Origin of the sequence: Pseudomonas sp. NFPP28, assembly GCF_900115535.1 — a bacterium.
Taxonomy (GTDB): Bacteria; Pseudomonadota; Gammaproteobacteria; order Pseudomonadales; family Pseudomonadaceae; genus Aquipseudomonas; species Aquipseudomonas extremorientalis.
Genome location: NZ_FOWT01000003.1, coordinates 1 through 17,246 on the forward strand (window position 1 = coordinate 1; position 17,246 = coordinate 17,246).

16 protein-coding genes are annotated in these 17,246 nt (G+C 62.9%); 8 read left to right on the plus strand and 8 right to left on the minus strand.

Features of this window, described 5'->3' with window-relative positions; genetic code table 11:
- The 3 genes from BM110_RS08770 to BM110_RS08780 form a co-directional block, all read right to left on the minus strand.
- On the minus strand, window positions 1-1,843 hold a 1,843-nt coding region (locus tag BM110_RS08770; protein WP_256575377.1), incomplete at its 3' end, for a DUF6531 domain-containing protein.
- A gap of 98 nt (window positions 1,844-1,941) precedes the next feature.
- Complete coding sequence (locus BM110_RS08775) at window positions 1,942-5,025, minus strand: efflux RND transporter permease subunit (protein WP_093513176.1); 3,084 nt, start codon at window positions 5,023-5,025, stop codon at window positions 1,942-1,944.
- A 2-nt stretch (window positions 5,026-5,027) separates the two neighbouring features.
- Window positions 5,028-6,134 (minus strand): efflux RND transporter periplasmic adaptor subunit, encoded by a 1,107-nt coding sequence (locus tag BM110_RS08780; RefSeq protein ID WP_092250270.1) that lies wholly within the window; start codon window positions 6,132-6,134, stop codon window positions 5,028-5,030.
- Window positions 6,135-6,234: 100 nt separating this feature from the next.
- Here BM110_RS08780 and BM110_RS08785 point away from each other — a divergent pair, with 100 nt between their 5' ends.
- The 4 genes from BM110_RS08785 (at window position 6,235) to BM110_RS08800 (ending at window position 10,600) form a co-directional block, all read left to right on the plus strand.
- Entirely contained in the window at window positions 6,235-7,440 is a 1,206-nt protein-coding gene (locus BM110_RS08785) for a multidrug effflux MFS transporter (RefSeq protein WP_093513177.1), read from the plus strand.
- 76 nt (window positions 7,441-7,516) lie between these two features.
- The gene (locus tag BM110_RS08790) at window positions 7,517-8,377 is read left to right on the plus strand and encodes a pirin family protein (protein ID WP_071489550.1); all 861 of its coding nucleotides are present in this window, start codon (window positions 7,517-7,519) and stop codon (window positions 8,375-8,377) included.
- A gap of 68 nt (window positions 8,378-8,445) precedes the next feature.
- Window positions 8,446-9,891, plus strand: a complete 1,446-nt coding sequence (locus BM110_RS08795; RefSeq protein WP_093513178.1) for a mechanosensitive ion channel family protein — start codon at window positions 8,446-8,448, stop codon at window positions 9,889-9,891.
- A gap of 82 nt (window positions 9,892-9,973) precedes the next feature.
- On the plus strand, window positions 9,974-10,600 hold the full coding sequence (locus BM110_RS08800) for a helix-turn-helix transcriptional regulator (RefSeq protein ID WP_071489548.1): 627 nt from the start codon (window positions 9,974-9,976) through the stop codon (window positions 10,598-10,600).
- On the opposite strand, the gene BM110_RS08805 is transcribed toward BM110_RS08800, so the two are convergent.
- Window positions 10,588-10,968, minus strand: coding sequence for a RidA family protein (locus BM110_RS08805; protein WP_071489547.1), 381 nt, complete (start codon window positions 10,966-10,968; stop codon window positions 10,588-10,590). The genes BM110_RS08800 and BM110_RS08805 overlap by 13 nt on opposite strands.
- Window positions 10,965-11,930: a threo-3-hydroxy-L-aspartate ammonia-lyase gene (locus BM110_RS08810; protein ID WP_093120919.1), complete on the minus strand. Its 966-nt coding sequence runs from the start codon at window positions 11,928-11,930 to the stop codon at window positions 10,965-10,967. Before BM110_RS08810 ends, BM110_RS08805 begins: the two co-directional genes overlap by 4 nt.
- A gap of 113 nt (window positions 11,931-12,043) precedes the next feature.
- Here BM110_RS08810 and BM110_RS08815 point away from each other — a divergent pair, with 113 nt between their 5' ends.
- From BM110_RS08815 to BM110_RS08825, 3 genes are all read left to right on the plus strand, one after another.
- Window positions 12,044-12,661: an LbetaH domain-containing protein gene (locus BM110_RS08815; protein WP_093513179.1), complete on the plus strand. Its 618-nt coding sequence runs from the start codon at window positions 12,044-12,046 to the stop codon at window positions 12,659-12,661.
- A gap of 92 nt (window positions 12,662-12,753) precedes the next feature.
- Window positions 12,754-13,272: a sigma-70 family RNA polymerase sigma factor gene (locus BM110_RS08820; RefSeq protein WP_093120921.1), complete on the plus strand. Its 519-nt coding sequence runs from the start codon at window positions 12,754-12,756 to the stop codon at window positions 13,270-13,272.
- On the plus strand, window positions 13,269-14,186 hold the full coding sequence (locus BM110_RS08825) for a FecR domain-containing protein (RefSeq protein ID WP_093513180.1): 918 nt from the start codon (window positions 13,269-13,271) through the stop codon (window positions 14,184-14,186). Before BM110_RS08820 ends, BM110_RS08825 begins: the two co-directional genes overlap by 4 nt.
- Here BM110_RS08825 and BM110_RS08830 read toward each other — a convergent pair.
- The 3 genes from BM110_RS08830 to BM110_RS08840 are packed head-to-tail and all read right to left on the minus strand — an operon-like array spanning window position 14,183 to window position 16,684.
- Window positions 14,183-14,899, minus strand: a complete 717-nt coding sequence (locus tag BM110_RS08830; RefSeq protein ID WP_092250256.1) for an ABC transporter ATP-binding protein — start codon at window positions 14,897-14,899, stop codon at window positions 14,183-14,185. The two genes, BM110_RS08825 and BM110_RS08830, sit on opposite strands and share 4 nt — an antisense overlap.
- On the minus strand, window positions 14,896-15,717 hold the full coding sequence (locus tag BM110_RS08835) for an ABC transporter permease (protein ID WP_092250254.1): 822 nt from the start codon (window positions 15,715-15,717) through the stop codon (window positions 14,896-14,898). Before BM110_RS08835 ends, BM110_RS08830 begins: the two co-directional genes overlap by 4 nt.
- Window positions 15,718-15,727: 10 nt before the next feature.
- The gene (locus BM110_RS08840) at window positions 15,728-16,684 is read right to left on the minus strand and encodes an aliphatic sulfonate ABC transporter substrate-binding protein (RefSeq protein WP_093513181.1); all 957 of its coding nucleotides are present in this window, start codon (window positions 16,682-16,684) and stop codon (window positions 15,728-15,730) included.
- A gap of 319 nt (window positions 16,685-17,003) precedes the next feature.
- Between BM110_RS08840 and BM110_RS08845 the strand changes: the two genes are divergently transcribed.
- Window positions 17,004-17,219 carry a TOBE domain-containing protein gene (locus BM110_RS08845; protein ID WP_060752785.1) on the plus strand — a complete coding sequence of 72 codons (216 nt, stop codon included), beginning with the start codon at window positions 17,004-17,006 and terminating at the stop codon, window positions 17,217-17,219.
- The last annotated feature ends 27 nt before the right edge of the window (window positions 17,220-17,246 follow it).

Genomic DNA, 17,246 nt, shown 5'->3' on the forward strand with positions numbered 1-17,246 from the left:
CGTCATAGGCGTAGGAAACAACCGTTTGCTCCGTCACCCACACAAACGGACCGTCATCCACGACGCGATGAATCTGGTAATCCACCGCCACGATGCGGCCCGACACATAGCGCAACCACAACGAGCGCCCGACACCGTTATCCACCCGCTCAACACGCCCCAGAAAGTCCCGGGTAATGCGCAGCCGGTTGTCATACGCGTCGCTGATCGCTGTCAGCACACCGTCGCGGAAGTGGTAGAAACGTGACGCCTGGGCCAGCACCAATTCATCAGGCACAGAACCCAAATAGATCGCCGCTTCGGCCAGACTGTTGGTGATTGCGGGGCGAAAAGTCGACGGCAAGGGCAGGGTGGTGGAGCGGTTTTCATGATCGGTCCACACCACCGCATCACCCACAACCACCAGCCGATGCGCCAGCGCGTGACTCCAGCCAAACCCCAGCCCGACATCCACTTCCACCGCACTGGTGCGATACAACCGCGTCCACTCAAACGGCAAGATCCCGTCCAGCGTCCCATCGGTGAGGGTCAGGAGTTCCTCGCCGGTGACCATCGACACCGGGCAGCCGTTGGTGGCGGTTTTGTCCGAAGATGCGGCCGCATCCCCATTCGGGTTGCGAGCAGAAACCGGCACGTCATCCACGGTCTCCTGCCGCACCAACGCGGTTCGCTGGGACTTGTTGCGCACCACCGGCACCGCGTTGGAAACCACCTGATCCCCAGCTTTCAACGGCGCATTCGGAATCACCCGGACCGGCGTCGCGGAGCTACCCAGCAGCAACGGCCTGGCCGCCTCGACATGCGCCTCCAACCGAGGCCCGACCAACTGGTCCGCGAGCATCTCCAGCCACTGGCGAGCCCGGCCAGGCTTGATGTGACTCATCACTTGGGCACCCAGGCGCACGGTCACGCCCATGGCTCCCGCAACCCTTACCAACAGCAAAGCGATCAACACGTCGCCGGTGATTTCCCCCATCACCTCGCTCATCGCTTGCGGCGGCAACATCCGTATCCAACTGCAGATCGCCGACAGGTAGATAAACATCAGCGGCTCGTCGCAGAGCACCAGCAGGCCATGGGCGATGGCGTCCTTGCCCAGTTTCAGCAGGTCATCCAGTTCGGTCTGGGAGACGTATTGCAGCAACTTCTGGCTGTTGCTCTTGAGGTCCGCCAGCAGGTCGTACAGTTGTGTGAAATTGTCCCAAAGGCTGTAGAACGCCTTACCCATGCCATGAAGAAACGCCTTCTCCAGCAGCCTGCGTTGATCAAGCGGGCTGGCGTCTGTGTAGTCTTTCCACTGGGCTTCGAAGGTGTTTTTCCACTCTTCGCGCAGGCGAACTTCCAACCCATCAATCACCGATTGATAAGACGCATACAGCGCCTTGAGGTGATCCTCGGAAACGTTGGGATAGAAGCTGACCCGGTATTGCTGGTCGCGCTCACACTGGTCGATTTCGAGGATGCCGCTGGGGCCGATGGTCGTGTGGATCGGCTCGCCCAGTGGGCCGCCGTTGGGGTCGACACGCTGCACCATCACCGGCGTGTTGCCGATGGGTACAAATCGCGTGCTTTGGAACAGGTGCACCAGGGTCAGCTTGCCGTTGGCCTGGCAAGTCGCAACGGTGGTGCTTGGGTAAAGAGAACGGTTGATCGGCGCGACCAGCGCCACTTCATCCCCGACCTTGAAGACTTGCTCGACATCCAGCGCCGAAACGCTCCAAAAGCTTGAAGCCCACGCGTCAAAGGTATTCAGGCATTCCCGGAAATCGCGAAAGACGCGCTCGATATCGACCGTCTTCACATCCATTGGGGTCAGGGCCAGCCTGCCAATGGCCGGGTTCAAGAAACAGCTCCAACAACCAGAAAGTCCATCTGCAATCCCTCGCACTGTGTAGTCAGGCGAGGGACTTTGCGGACCTTTTCAGGGGAGGGGAGTAGAGCTTATCCGGCGCTTACGTGGGACGTTTCGACAACTCTCGTCTTCTCCCGCCCCAGCACCAGGCTGCACAGCGCCGGCAAGAACAACAGCGTCAACACGGTGCCCACCAGCACCCCACCGATCAGCACGTAGGCCAGGGACGACCAGAAGACCGACAACGTCAGCGGAATAAACGCCAGCGCCGCCGCCAGCGCGGTCAGGATCACCGGCCGTGCACGCCGCACGGTGGCTTCGATGATTGCCTCGCGAATGGCCATGCCGTGGTCCTGGTTCTGGCGAATCTGGTCGGTAAAGATCAGCGTGTTGCGCATCAGTATCCCGCCAATCCCGATCAAGCCCAGGATTGCGTTGAACCCGAACGGCTGGTTGAACAGCAGCAAGGTCGGCACCGCACCGATCAAGCCCAGCGGCGCCGTGGCGAAGACCATGAACATCACGCCGAACGAGCGCACCTGGAACATGATCACCGTGAGGGTCAGCAGGATCATGATCGGGAACAGCGCGGCCAGGGCGACGTTGGCCTTGGCGCTTTCTTCCACCGGGCCGCCGATGTCGATCTGGTAACCGGCGGGCAGTGTGGCAATCAGCGGCTGCAGGTCTTTGTACACGGCCATTTCCACGTCGGGCGGTTGCACGCCGTCGATGATGTCGGCGCGCACTTCGACGGTGGTCGCGCGGTTGCGGCGCTTGAGGATCGGTTCTTCCATCACCGCCTGGAAATGCCCGACCTGGGCCAGCGGCACGGAGGTGCCGGCGCTGTTGGTGAGGGTCATGTTGTTGAGGTTGCCGAGGTCTTCGCGCTGGCTGCCCTGGGCGCGAGCGACCACGGAGACGGTACGGTTGCCTTCGCGCACTTCGGTGATGGGGTTGCCGCTGAGCAGGGCGTTGAGCTGGGATTTGACCTCGTTGGGGGTGAAGCCCAGCAAACGCAGGCGGTCCTGATCCAGCACCAGGCGATAGCCGCTGGTGCGTTCGCCCCAATCGAGGAATGCATCCTTGGTCAACTTGTTGGCGGCGACGACTTTGCGCACGGCTTCGGACACGCCACGCAGCACATCCACATTCGGGCCGGACACACGGAACACCACCGGGAACGGCACAGGCGGGCCGAACAGCAACTGCGTGACGCGCACCCGCGCCGCCGGGAACTCTCCGGCCGCAATCCGCTCGCGCATGCGCAGTTTCAATGCATCGCGGGCATGGGAGTCCGGGGTCTGCACGATCAGCTTGGCAAACGCCGGGTCCGGCAGTTCAGGGTTCAGCGACAGGAAAAAGCGTGGCGCACCGCCGCCCACATAGGTGTCGACCATCGTGGTTTGCGGCTCTTGCAGCAGGGCTTTTTCCAACTGTGCGGCTACCGCTTCGGTACTTTTAAAGGCGCTGCCCGGCGGCATGTACACCTCAAGAATCAGTTCGGAACGGTCGGAGTTGGGAAAGAACTGCTTCTTCACCACACCCATGCCCAGCCCGCACAGCACAAACGCCACCACCACCAGCCCGGTCACCAGCCAGCGCCTGCGCACACAGGCCTCCACCAGCGTGCGCAGTTTCTGGTAGTAGCGCCCGGCGTAGATTGCGTCATGCCCGCCGGGCACCGGCTTGATCTGCGGTAGCAGCTTCACGCCCAGGTAAGGTGTGAACACCACCGCCACCAGCCAGGATGAAATCAGCGCAAAACCGACGATCCAGAAGATATTGCCGGCATATTCCCCGGCGCCGGAGCGCGCAAAACCCACCGGTAGAAAGCCGATGATGGTCACCAGCGTGCCGGTGAGCATCGGCGCCGCTGTGGAGCTCCAGGCAAAGGTGGCGGCGTGGATGCGGTCGAAACCTTCCTCCAGTTTCACCACCATCATCTCGATGGCGATGATCGCGTCATCCACCAATAACCCCAGGGAAATGATCAGCGCGCCCAGGGTAATGCGGTCGAATTCACGCCCGGTCAGCAGCATGATCACAAACACCACCGACAAGGTCAGCGGCACCGCAGCGGCCACCACCAGGCCGACACGAAAGCCCAAGGCCAACAGGCTGATGACCATCACCACGGCGAGGGCAACGAAGAACTTGAGCATGAACTCGTTGACCGCCAGGCTGATGTTTTTCGCCTGGTCGGAGACTTTGGCGAAGTTGACCCCGAGCGGCAGGTCGGCCTGGATTCTGGCTTCCTGGGCCTTGAGGCTCTTGTCCAGTTCCAGGCCGTTCCAGTGTTTCTCCATGATCACGCCGAGCATCAGCGCCGGGTCGCCCTGGTGGCGGATGCGGTAGCTGGGCGGGTCTTCATAACCTCGGCTGACGGTGGCCACATCGGCGATGCGCAGCACGCGGCCGTTGACTTCCAGCGGCACGTTTTCGATCAGTGACAGGCTGTCGAACGCGCCGTCGATACGGATGTAGGCACGGGCGCCGGCGGTCTCGACAAAGCCCGACGGCGCCACGGCGTTCTGCGCGGCCAACGCCGAGAAAATCTGATCCGGCTTGATGCCCAGGGTCGCCAGGCGCTCATAGGAAAACTCCACGAACACCCGTTGCGCCTGCTCGCCGAGGATATTGACCTTCTTCACCCCTGGCAGGTTGAGGAAACCCTGGCGCAGTTCCTCAGCCATCTGCACCTGCTGTCGATGGGGCAGGTGTTCGGCCTCCAGGGCGTACAGCGCAAAATACACATCGGAATATTCATCGTTGAAGAACGGCCCGCTCACGCCCTTGGGCAGTCTGGCGGCTTCATCGCTGAGTTTTTTTCGGGTCTGGTAGAACAGGTCCTGGATTTCGCTGGGCCGCGTGGACTCCTTGTACGTCATGCGCATCGACACGAAACCCGGCTGGGCGATGGTCTCGACGCGGTCGTAGTAGTCCAGTTCCTGCAGGCGTTTTTCCAGGCGGTCGGCCACTTGCTCCTGCATTTCCTGGGCGGTGGCGCCGGGCCAGGCGGCAGTGATGGTCATCACCTTGACGGTGAAGGACGGGTCTTCGGCGCGACCGAGCTTGCCAAACGAGAACACCCCGGCGGCCAGGAGCGCAATGATCAGGAACAACGTGACCGCACGGTGCTTGACCGCCAGTTCAGAGAGGTTGATACCACGCATGCTCAGTTGTCCTGTTTGCGGTTGAGGGCCAGTACCTGGGCGGGCAGCAGGCGTACGGCGTCACCGTCGTGCAGCAGGTGCGCACCCAGGGCGACGACGATTTGACCGGGGGTTACACCACTGTCGAGCAGCGCGTCTTCCTGGCCGAGGCTGGCGACTTTCACCGGGGCGAAACTGACCTTGTCGTCTGTGCCGATTACCCAGACACCGGTGCCTTGCCCGGCATCCTGCAAGGCGCCGATGGGTACGCGGGTTTGCTGGGCCTGGCCGTTGCCTTGCAGGCGCACGGTGATGGTCGAGCCGAGGGCGAAGCGATCGACGGCGCCATGCAACACGTAGCGGGCGCGGTAGGTGCGGGTGGTCGGGTCGGCGCTGGCGGACAGTTCGCGCAGGGTGGCGGTCACTGCCTGGTCCGGGGCGCCGAAGGCGAAGGCCAGGGCTTTCTGCGAGGCTTGTTCGCGTTGGTTTTCCGGCAGGTTGACGATAGCTTCACGGGCACCGTCGTGGGCCAGGCGCGCGACGATCTGTCCTTCGGCGACCACCTGGCCGCGGTCTGCCCGCACATCGGTGATGATGCCGTCGCCATCGGCCTTGAGCACCGAGTAGGTGCGGCGGTTTTCGATCTGGCTGGCGTCGGATTGCGCCGCGGCCAGTTCGGCTTCGGCCACGCGCAGATTGGTTGCCGATTGGTCGAAGATCTGCCGCGACACGGCGCCGGTGCTGGCCAGGCGCTGATAGCGGTTTTCGTCGTCACGGCGTTGGCGCAATTGTGCCTGGGCGGCGCTGACGCGGTTTTTTGCCGAGCGCAGGGCCAGTTCGAAGTCGCCGATATCCAGCACCAGCAGGGTGTCACCACGGGACACATGCTGGCCGGGGTCGACCTTGCGTTCGATGACCTTGCCGCCGACCCGGAACCCCAGGTCGCTTTCGGTACGCGCCGCGACCACGCCGGTATAGGCGCTTTGCTGGGTGCCGGCCGCTTCGACTTTGGCGGCCAGGACAGGGCGAGGTTGAGGAACTTCGGCGGCGGTGTCGGCCTTGCTGTTGCAGCCATTGAGGACGATCAACAGGGCCAGGGGCGTGAGAAGACGCAGGGGGAGAGGGTGCATGGCGGGCTCCGGGGTAACCATTGGGCAAAAAATTATGGACATAATTTTTTACGCATATTATGGTCGAAATATAAATTAATCCAGCCCCCGGATGCTCCCCATGACAAACGCCCCGCTCCCATCGCGAAGCCTGCTGTTTTTACTGGTGGCCCTGACGGCACTGGGTGAGGTCTCGACCCAATTGATCATTCCCGGCCTGGGCGCCATCGAGCAGGCGCTGGCGGCGCCGGCGGGTTCGGCACTGATGGCGCTCTCGGCATTTGTCGCCGCTTTCGGCCTTGGGCAACTGTTGTTCGGCCCGCTGTCGGACCGTATCGGCCGGCGCCCGGTGCTGATCGGCGGCCTGGTGCTGTACGTGCTGGCAACCTTGTCGATGCTGCTGGTCCACGACATCCACCAGTTCATTGCCGCCCGCGTGCTGCAAGGCCTGGGCGCCTGTGCTGCGCTGGTGCTGGCGCGCACGGTGGTGCGGGATGTGTGGAAGGCCGAAGCCGGGCCGGCCCTGGCGCTGACCATGATCGGCATGCTCTACGCCATCGTGGTGGCGCCGATGGTCGGTGGCCTGCTGATCAAGCTGTTCGGCTGGCACGCGCCGATCCTCCTGGCGCTGGCGATTGGCAGCGTGGTGCTGTTGCTGGCGTTGCTGTTCTTTCGCGAGAGCAACCACTACCTAGACCCCAAGGCCGGTCACTGGCGTACCCTCGGCGGGCAATACCTGGACCTGCTCAAGGGGCGCCAGTACCGGGCGTTCGCCGTGGCATTGGCGTGCACCTATGGCGCCATGTTTGCGGTAATCGCCGGTTCGTCGGCGGTGTTCATCAACCTGCTGGGCTTCAGCAGCCTGGAGTACGGCATCAATTTCGGCCTGATCGTATCGATGCTGATCGTGGGGTCCACCTATACCCGCCGCAACATCATGCGTCTGGGGCCTCAGCGGATTGTGGCGATGGGCGTGACGATGGTCGCCGCCGGCGGGGTGTCGGCCGTGGTCATTTATGAACTGTTCGGCCTGTCGGTGCTCGGCCTGGACATCCCGATTGCGCTGGTCACCCTGGGCGGTGGCCTGGTGTTGCCGGGTGCGGTGACCGGTGGCGTGATGCCCAATGCGCATCGTGCAGGCCTGGCGGCGGGACTGATGGGGTTTGCGCAGATGTTCGGCGCCACCTGCAGTGGTGTCTTGTTGAGCCAGTTGCGGGACGGCAGTGCCGCGCCGATGATCATCATCCAGGCCAGCTTCGCGCTGACGGCGTTCGTGGCGTTTCACCTGCTGCGGCAACGTCAGGCCAAGGGATTGTCCTATACGTAGGACGAACAGGGCTGCTTTTGCCGGCTAGTGCTCAACCGCCAGCAGCCTTATGGTGTATGCACTTTGGAGGTACACCATGAAAAAGCTTATCGGCATCTACACCAGCCCCCGCGCCCATTGGGTCGGCGACGGCTTCCCGGTGCGCACGTTGTTTTCCTACGACGCCATGGGCAAGCACATCAGCCCATTCCTGTTGCTGGACCACGCCGGCCCGGCCGATTTCACCCCGACCGAGCAGCGTCGCGGCGTCGGCCAGCACCCCCATCGCGGCTTTGAAACCGTGACCATCGTCTACGACGGCGAAGTCGAACACCGCGATTCCACGGGTGCCGGCGGCACCATCGGCCCCGGCGACGTGCAATGGATGACCGCTGCCAAAGGCATCCTCCACGAAGAGTTCCACTCCGCCGCCTTCGCCCGCCAGGGCGGCGCGCTGGAGATGGTGCAACTGTGGGTCAACCTGCCGGCCAAGGACAAAATGGCCGATGCCGGTTACCAGACGATTGTGGATGGCGACATCCCGGTACTGCCCTTGGCCGACGACGCCGGGCAACTGCGCCTGATTGCCGGTGAGTTTGCCGGCACCCAGGGCCCGGCCCGTACCTTTACGCCGATTGACGTGTGGGACCTGCGCCTGAACCCCGGCAAGCCCGTCACCCTGGACCTGCACGAAGGGCGCAACACCGCCCTGGTGATCCTGCGCGGCACGGTACTGGTCAATGGCGAGCAAGTTGCGCGGCAGGGGCAATTGGCGTTGTTCGAGCGCGAGGGTAGCCAACTGACGCTGGAGTCCAATGATGACGCCAAGGTGCTGCTGCTCAGCGGTGAGCCGATTGACGAGCCGATCGTCGGGCACGGGCCGTTTGTGATGAATACCGAGCAGGAGATTCACCAGGCGTTCGTGGACTTTCAGTCGGGTCGTTTCGGGCAGATGTAAGCACACCCGCTATACCCTGGCGCGGCATTTCATGCGATCTTCACGGCATTCGCCCTGGAGTCGCCTGGATGCCCTCATTTATCGCTGATCACCCGATGCTGTGCGCCCTGGCGCTGATCTTGATCGACATCGCCGTGTGGCGCCTGATTTCCGCCAACCTCGCCAACTGGAAGCTGGCGGCGCGGTTGGTGATCTTTGCGGTGTTCAGCGCGGTGCTGTTCAACGATGGCATGAACCCCATGCAACTGGCGCCCTATGCGGACAACACCGCCTTGCACCTGGCCGCCACAGCGTTGCAGATCGGCTGGTGGCTGTTCGCGGCGCGTACGCTGACCGTGTTGCTCGGCACGCTCATGATGCAGCGGGTCGGGCATACCGGCCGCCTGTTGCAGGACCTGATGGGGGCGGTGATCTTCCTGATCGCGATCATTGCCGCCATGGCCTACGTGCTCGACTTGCCGGTCAAGGGTGTGCTCGCCACCTCCGGCGCGGTAGCGATCATTGTCGGCCTGGCGCTGCAAAGTACCTTGAGTGACGTGTTCTCCGGGATCGTCCTCAACACCACCAAGCCTTATCAAATCGATGACTGGATCTCCATCGACGGCACCGAAGGCCGGGTGACGGACATCGATTGGCGCGCCACGCGCCTGCAAACCTCCCAGGGCAGCATGGCGGTGATTCCCAACTCTCTGGCGGCCAAGGCCAAGATCATCAATTTCTCGCGCCCGGCGGACATGTTCGGCCTGGCGGTCAGCCTGCAGGTCAGCCCCCATGCGCGGCCGCAAACGGTGATCGAAGCCCTGGAACGGGCGATGCAGGGGTGTCGGCCGCTGCTGGGCACGCCGGCGCCAAGTGTGGCGTTCAAGACGTCGGCCAGTAGTGGCGTCGAGTATGAAATCAGCGGATTCGTACCGGCCATGGCCCTCAAGCGCGAAGTGCGCAACCAGCTTTACGACCTGGCTTTCCGGCATCTGCAGGCGGCGGGCGTCGGCGTGCTGTCGGCCACTGAAAGCAGCGCGCCACCGGCCATGTCCGCCGCGCGCGCTTTATTGGAGCGTTCGTCGATTTTTTCCACCCTGCGCCAGGAAGAGAAAGACACCTTCAGCCAGAACATGACCCTGCACACCTATCGCGCCGGCGAGATGATCCTGCCGGCCGGGGAGGTCAGCGATCATTTGTTCATCGTTGAGTCCGGTGTGGTCTCGGTGATGCTGACCAAGGGCGGGCACAAATTCGAAGCCGGGCGCATGGGGCCGGGTGAGGTGATCGGCGAGGCCGGGATCCTGTCGGACCAGGCGACGCTGGCGGATTTCTCGGCCAAGACGTTCTGCACCCTGTACCGCATCGAGAAGGAATACTTGAAGCCGTGCCTGGATGCGCGCCACGACATCGGCGAAGCGATGAAGGCCTTGCTGGATTTCCGTGTGCACGCCGCGCAGGCGCTGACGCAAGAGGCACCGGTGGTGCCCGTCAAGAAAGGCTTTCTGCAGTGGTTGCGCCAGCGTGGTCTCTGACCGCACGCCTCGGGTACGGGCGCCACACTGAGGGGCAGGGGGTAAATTGACGCCCTGTCCAGGACTGGATATGTTGTCTTGCATGAAAACCACCTCTCCCGACGATACTCACTTGATCAGCCAGCTCGAACAGATCGCCGAAGGCCTGAGCAAGACCTTCAGCCCCTTCTGCGAAGTGGTCCTGCACGACTTGCGCGACCCCCGGCACTCGATCCTGGCCATCCACAACAACTTGTCCGGGCGTGCACCGGGCGACCCGACCACCGAGCTGGGCCTGGCGCGCATTGCCGACCCCGACTACCCGCAAGTCATCGCCAACTACCAGAACCAGTTCAGCGACGGCCGCCAGGTCAAGAGCACGTCGATCGGCATCAAGGGCGCCGGCGGCGAGTACGTCGCGGCCTTGTGCATGAACGTCGACCTCTCGTTGTTCCGGGGCTTGCAAGGCATGCTCGAACAATTCGGCTCGGTCAGCGGCGACAAGCTCATCGAGTCCCTGGACCCTTCCGGCGCCGACGTGATCCGTGCGCGCATCGATCAGTTCGCCGCACGCCTGGCCACCACTCCGCGCGCGCTGAAGACGGCCGACCGGCGTGTGCTGATGCAGGAACTCAAGGACTCGGGTTGCCTGGACATCCGCCGGGCCATGGAAACGGTAGCGTCCCATCTGGGCGTGTCGCGTGCGGCGGTCTACACCTACGCCAAGTAGCGCGCCATGGCCTCGATCTCGATCAGGTAACCGTGGTGCAACTCCGGCACCGGCACCACCGCACGGGCAGGGCGGTGCTCGCCCAGCGCGGCAGCATAAAGGCCATCGAAGGCCGGCCAATGCTCGACGCCGGCTACGTACACGGTGACCTTCACCAGGTCCTGCGCGGTTCCGCCGGCGGCGTTGAGGATGGCCAATAGATTATCCAGGGCAATTCGTGCCTGTTCGGCAAATGACGCTGCCAGGTTGTGCCGCCCATCCGGGCTCACCGGCAATTGGCCGGAGATATACAGCGTGTCGCCGTGGCGGATGGCTTGCGAGTAATGGCCGGCAGGCTGTGCCGCATGGGCGGTCTGGATGATGTTCATGAGGCCTCGCAGAGCAGGGCCGCGTACTTTTCGATATCGACGTTGCCACCGGTGACGATAATGCCCACGCGCTGGCCCTTGAAACGTTCACCCTCGTTGAGCAACGCGGCCAAGCCCAGGCAGCCAGTGGGCTCGACCACCATTTTCATGCGTTGCATAAAGAACTTCATGGCGCCGACCAACTCGGCATCCGACACGGTGAGGATGTCATTGACCTGGTCGCGGATGATCGGGAAGGTGCAGTTGCCCAGGTGCTGGGTCTGGGCACCATCGGCAATGGTCGCCGGCGTATCGATGTGCACGATGCTGCCGCTGCGGAACGAGCGCTGGCCGTCATTGCCGGCTTCGGGTTCCACGCCGTACAGCTGGCAATCCGGCGCCAGGGCACGGGTCGACAACGCCGTGCCCGAGAGCATGCCGCCACCACCCAGGCCAACGAACAATCCATCCAGCGGGCCGGTGAACTCCAGCAGTTCCTTGGCGGCGGTGCCTTGCCCGGCAAGGATATGCGGGTGGTCGTAGGGCGGGATCAGGGTCAGGCCCTGCTCGGTGGCCAGGTCGCGGCCGATCTGTTCGCGGTCTTCGGTGAAGCGGTCATACAGCACCACACTGGCGCCGTAGCCACGGGTCGCCGCGACCTTGGCCGCCGGCGCATCGCTGGGCATCACGATGGTTGCCGGCATGCCCAGCAACTGCGCCGCCAGGGCAATGCCCTGGGCGTGGTTGCCGGACGAGAACGCCACCACCCCGGCCTTGCGCTGCTGTGCATCGAACTGCGACAGGGCATTGAACGCACCCCGGAACTTGAAGGAACCGGCGCGTTGCAGGTTTTCGCACTTGATGAACACTTGGGCGCCGGTCAGTGCGTCGAGGGTGCGCGAGGTGAACACAGGGGTGTGATGGGCGACACCGTCAAGGCGTTGGGCGGCAGCGATGACATCTTGGTAAGTCGGCAATGGCATGGGACGGACCTCATTGACTGATCTGGATAAAATATCCATAACAAGACAAACAGTAAAGCATGGTGTGCGCATGTTAGCGTTTTGCACTTCTCTGACCGCCGGAGGATTCAACATTGATCCGCCTCACCGACTATATTTCAGACTTCTCCCATTCTCCTCTTGCACCCTGGGCTGACCTCGCGCCCTGGGCGCTGGCCGCCCAGGCGCCAGCCGTTGTTCGCCAACTCCTGGCCGAACTGCCGGCAGACCAGTACGTCATCCAGGGCGAGATCGCCATCCACCGTACCGCCACCGTCGAACCGGGCGCGCTGCTCAAGCCACCCCTGATCATCGGCGCCCATTGCTTTATCGCCAGCGGTTCGCTGCTGCGCGGCGGCTGCTGGCTGGAGGAACACTGCATCATCGGCCCGGGTGCCGAGTTGAAGACCTCCTTCATGTTCAGCGGCAGCAAGCTGGCGCACTTCAATTTCGTCGGTGATTCGGTGCTGGGGCACGGCATCAACCTGGAGGCGGGGAGCATCGTCGCCAACTACCGTAACGAGCGTGATGACAAGGAGGTGCGAGTGCGGGTCGACGGCACCTTGCAGCGTACCGGTTGCGACAAGTTTGGCGCGTTGCTCGGCGACCAGTGCCGTATCGGCGCCAATGCGGTGTTGGCGCCGGGGGCGGTGCTCAAGCCGGGGAGTGTGGTGGGGCGTGGGCAGCTGTTCGATGCTGAAGCCTCCCTATAAACACAGTGTTGAAAAGATCATGGTCAGTCAGCGCGATATTAAATAGAATGAATCTCATTTGAGACTCACTCGCGCCGCGCAGGTCGCTTGCCATGAATGATGCTGTTGTTCCGACCCACGCCCCCGAACTGACCTTGTCGAGCCTGTACCGCGACCATCGCAGTTGGCTGGAAAGCTGGCTGCGCCGGCGTCTGGGCAATGCCTGGGATGCTGCGGACCTGAGCCAGGATACGTTCCTGCGCGTACTCGCCAGCGCCCAGCCGATTGCGCAGATGCAGGAGCCGCGTGCTTATCTGGTGACCGTCGGCAAACGCCTGCTGGTCAATTTCCATCAGCGACGCAGCCTTGAGCAGGCCTATTTGAACGCCCTGGCGAGCCTGCCGGAAGCCTGCGTGCCATCGCCCGAACAGCGCTGGCTGGTGCTCGAGACCCTGCAAGCCCTGGACGAGTTGCTCGATGGCTTGCCGGTGCTGGTGCGCCGTGCCTTCCTGTGGAGCCAGCTGGAAGGCCTGGGCTATCGGGAGATCGCCGATCGGCTCGAGGTGTCTGAGCGCACGGTCAAACGCTACATGGCCCAGGCCTACGAACATTGCCTGCTGGTGGACCTGTGAGCCGTGACGTCGCCCGCGCCGCTGCCCAATGGCTGGCGCTGCTCGAATCCGGCGCGGCCACTGAGCGTGACCACGCCGCGTTGCAGCACTGGCGAGACAGCCACCCCCAGCACGAGCAGACCTGGCAAAAAGCCCAGGCCCTGCGCCAGCGTTTCAGTGACTTGCCCCAGGCCCTGGCGATGGCCAGCCTCGACCGTCCGCAACCGGGGCGGCGCGCGGTGCTCAAGCGTGCATTGGGTATCGCAGCCTTGGTGCCGACGGCCTGGCTGGTCAGCCGCCAGTTGCCCATCGAGGCGTGGCGCGCCGACCTGCACACCGCCACCGGCGAGCGCAGGCGCATGTCCTTGGCCGATGGCGGCAGCTTGCAGCTCAACACGGCGACAGCGGTGGACATGGACCTTGCACAGCGGCGCATCACACTGGTGAACGGTGAGCTGGCGCTGAATGTGCCAGGGGCGGCGGCGATGACGGTGCAGACCCGCTATGGCGAGTTGCGGGTCAGCCAGGCTGAGATGTGTGTCCGTCAGATGGCCAAGGGTTGTCTGGTGTCGGTGCTCCAGGGCTCGGTTCAGGTACGCGACTTGACCGGGCAAATGGTGTCGTTGCCGGGTGGTCGGCAAGCCTCGCTGCAAGCCGAGGGGCTCGGCGCCTGGGCTCCGTTCGATGTGTTGCAACCGGGCTGGCGCGACGGTGTGCTGACCGCACAGAACCAGGCACTGGGCGACTTTTTACGGGAGTTGGAGCGTTATCGTCCCGGTGTGTTGCGCTGGGATCCGAGCCTGGAAACATTGCGAGTGACCGGCAGTTTTCGCCTGGACGACACTGACCGCATCCTCAACCTGCTGGCCCAGACCCTGGGGCTCGAGGTGCAGGCGCGGACGCGGTACTGGGTGACCTTGCGCAAGATCGCCTAGATCACGTGTGCCTGCTGCAACGCCGTCAGTGACAGCGCCTTCAGTTGCGCCAGCCGCGGATCACGCCGGTCCCTGGGGTGTGGCAATTCCACTGCAAGCGCCTGGCGAATGCTGCTCGGCCGGTTATCCATCACCAGCACCCGATCACTCAAATACAACGCCTCGTCGACATCATGGGTCACCAGCAACAAGGCGATGGCATGGTGTTCGGCCAGTTGCAGCAGCAGGTCCTGCAGCTTCATGCGGGTAAACGCGTCCACCGCGCTGAACGGTTCATCCAGCAGCAATACCTGTGGGCGTGAGTACAAACCGCGTGCGATGGCCACTCGCTGCGCCATGCCGCCGGACAATGCCTTGGGCAACGCCTGGGCAAAGCCCTTGAGGCCGACTTCCTCTATCAGTTGCGTGACCCAGGCCCTGTCGTAATGGTTGTCGTCGCTGAAACCGATGTTCTGTTCCACCGTGAGCCAGGGCATCAGTCGGGGTTCCTGGAACACAAAGGCGACTTCGCCGTCGGGGCTGCGCAGTTCGCCCTGGAAGTCCTGTTCCAGGCCGGCGACGATGCGCAGCAAGGTGCTTTTGCCGCAACCACTGGGCCCCAGCAGGCTCACGGCTTCGCGAGGTTGCAGGGCCAGGCGCACGTCTTTCAGCACGGTGGTGTCGGCGAAACGCTTGCGCGCTACATGAATATCCAACAACGCTCGCACGCTCATTGCCCAGCTCCCTGGAAGGTATCGCGCCAGGCCAGGCAACGCTTTTCCAGCGCGGCGAGCAGGCCATCGCTGACCTTGCCCAGCAGCGCCAACACGATGATCGCCGCCAGCACGATGTCCGGCCGCGAGGTCTCCCGCCCATCGCTGAGCAGGTAACCCAAGCCTTTGGTGGCCGCGATCAACTCGGCTGCCACCAGAAACATCCACGCCAGGCTCAAGCCGCTGCGCAACCCGGTGAACAGGCCGGGCAGGGCGGCCGGCAACAGGATACGACGCACCAGGCGCCGCCGACTGAAACCGTACATCTGCCCGACTTCCACCAGCTTGCGGTCGATGTCGCGGATGGCCGCCACGCCGTTGAGGTACACCGGGAAAAACGCGCCAATTGCGATCAGTACGATCTTCGAGGTTTCGTCGATGCCCAACCACAGCAGCAACAGCGGCACCCAGGCCAGGCTGGGGATCGAGCGCAAGCCGGCGAAGGTCGGTTCCAGATAGGCCTCGGCTTCACGGCTCAACCCCACCCAGGCGGCAAACACCAACGCCAGGCTGGCACCAATGACGAACCCCAGCACTACCCGGCCGAGGCTGGCGCTGATGTGTTTCCACAGTGCGCCTTCGGCCAGGTCGGTGAGGGTCAGCGCAATTTCGCTGGGCGCCGGCATCTGGTAGGACGGCAGCCAGCCCACTCGAACCACTACCTCCAGCACCAGCAGGATCAGCACCGGCAACACCAGGCCCTTGAGGCGCCTCGGCCAGGCACTGCGATTGATCGCCAAGGGCGTGGCAAGAGGCACTGCTTGGGTTTTGCTGGTCATCACGTGCTCCTCAGTGGCCGAACGAAGTGTCGATCAACTGGTCGATCACCTGGTCCACATTCACGCCTTTGCGCACCAACTCTTCGGACACCAGGATCGGTGCGGCGGCCTTGGACGACACCACGTCCTTGCTGCTCAAGAACGGCGTGCTCAGGTCGGTACGCGAGAGTTGCAGCCTGGCCACTTCCAACGGCAGGCCGGACTCGTCGGCCAGCAGCCTGGCAAATTCATCCGGGTGCTTGACCGCCCAGTCCCGGGCCTTTTCATAGGCGCCGATGACCTTGGTGATGGTTTGCGGATGAGCCTTGGCGAACTTCTCGGTGACGCTCACCACACCGTAGCTGTTGAAGTCCTTGTTGCGGTACAGCAGGCGCGAGCCAGCCTGGATTTGACTGGCGGCCATGTGCGGGTCGAGACCGGCCCAGGCATCCACGTCACCTTTTTCCAGGGCGGTGCGGCCGTCCGGGTGTTGCAGGTGCACCAGCTCCACGTCGTCCTTTTTCAGCCCGGCCTTTTGCAGGCTGCGCAAGGTGAACAGGTACGGGTCGGTGCCTTTGGTGGCGGCGATTTTCTTGCCCTTGAGGTCGCTGACGCTGTTGAGCGGTGAATCCTTGCGCACCACCAGGGCGGTCCATTCGGCGCGGCTGTAGACGTACACCGACTTGATCGGGCTGCCGTTGGCGCGGCTCAGTACCGCGGACAGGCTGGCCGAAGAAGCGAAATCCACGCCGCCACTGTTGAGGTATTCCAGGGACCGGTTACTGCCCTGGCTCAATACCCAGCCCACTTTGGAGTCCGGCAAGGCTTGTTCGAGCCAGCCGAAATGCTTGAGCACCAGGCTGACAGGCGAGTAGTACGCGTAGTCCAGGTTGACTTCGGCTGGATCGGTTTCGGTGGCGTGGGCCAGCGGTTGCAGGCACAGGGCAAGGGCGCAGGCGCCCAATAGACGTTGGGTGAAGGGGGTCATGGAACAGCTCCGGCAAGGCGTTGAGAGAAGGTTTTTCTTATATTCAGAAAAATAAAACCGCATGCTCCATCATGCTTTTAAAGAATATGCAGTCTCTGTGCCATTGGCTTCGGACGCGTAATCATGGGGGCTTCGAGGGGGAAGGGCTGTGGTGGGAGAGGGCAAACTGTTGATCAGCTGTTTATGGTGCAACAGCTTTTATATATCAATAAAGAATAAATAAAGAGATATATATTCCTTTTAATATCTTCGTCGATGGCGCATTTTGAGGGCCTGCGCATTCGTGCGGATTGACCCAACAGCCTGAAGGAAAGCCGACATGACCATTAAAGCCATCAATGTGCGCAACCAGTTCAAGGGCGTGATCAAGGAAATCCTGCAAGGGGAAGTGGTGTCGGAAATCGACGTGCAGACCGCGTCCGGCATCGTCACATCGGTGATCACCACCCGTTCGGTGCGTGATCTGGAATTGAAAGTGGGCAGTGAAGTGATTGCCTTTGTGAAGTCCACCGAAGTGTCCATCGCCAAGTTGTAAATGACAGCCCCCGCACTCAGGCGGGGG

Bases quoted from the DNA above. Each gene is read 5' to 3' on its own strand.
- BM110_RS08775 (WP_093513176.1), bottom strand. From the start codon at position 5,025: ATGCGTGGTATCAACCTCTCTGAACTGGCGGTCAAGCACCGTGCGGTC.
- BM110_RS08780 (WP_092250270.1), bottom strand. From the start codon at position 6,134: ATGCACCCTCTCCCCCTGCGTCTTCTCACGCCCCTGGCCCTGTTGATC.
- BM110_RS08785 (WP_093513177.1), top strand. From the start codon at position 6,235: ATGACAAACGCCCCGCTCCCATCGCGAAGCCTGCTGTTTTTACTGGTG.
- BM110_RS08790 (WP_071489550.1), top strand. From the start codon at position 7,517: ATGAAAAAGCTTATCGGCATCTACACCAGCCCCCGCGCCCATTGGGTC.
- BM110_RS08795 (WP_093513178.1), top strand. From the start codon at position 8,446: ATGCCCTCATTTATCGCTGATCACCCGATGCTGTGCGCCCTGGCGCTG.
- BM110_RS08800 (WP_071489548.1), top strand. From the start codon at position 9,974: ATGAAAACCACCTCTCCCGACGATACTCACTTGATCAGCCAGCTCGAA.
- BM110_RS08805 (WP_071489547.1), bottom strand. From the start codon at position 10,968: ATGAACATCATCCAGACCGCCCATGCGGCACAGCCTGCCGGCCATTAC.
- BM110_RS08810 (WP_093120919.1), bottom strand. From the start codon at position 11,930: ATGCCATTGCCGACTTACCAAGATGTCATCGCTGCCGCCCAACGCCTT.
- BM110_RS08820 (WP_093120921.1), top strand. From the start codon at position 12,754: ATGAATGATGCTGTTGTTCCGACCCACGCCCCCGAACTGACCTTGTCG.
- BM110_RS08830 (WP_092250256.1), bottom strand. From the start codon at position 14,899: ATGAGCGTGCGAGCGTTGTTGGATATTCATGTAGCGCGCAAGCGTTTC.
- BM110_RS08835 (WP_092250254.1), bottom strand. From the start codon at position 15,717: ATGACCAGCAAAACCCAAGCAGTGCCTCTTGCCACGCCCTTGGCGATC.
- BM110_RS08840 (WP_093513181.1), bottom strand. From the start codon at position 16,684: ATGACCCCCTTCACCCAACGTCTATTGGGCGCCTGCGCCCTTGCCCTG.
- BM110_RS08845 (WP_060752785.1), top strand. From the start codon at position 17,004: ATGACCATTAAAGCCATCAATGTGCGCAACCAGTTCAAGGGCGTGATC.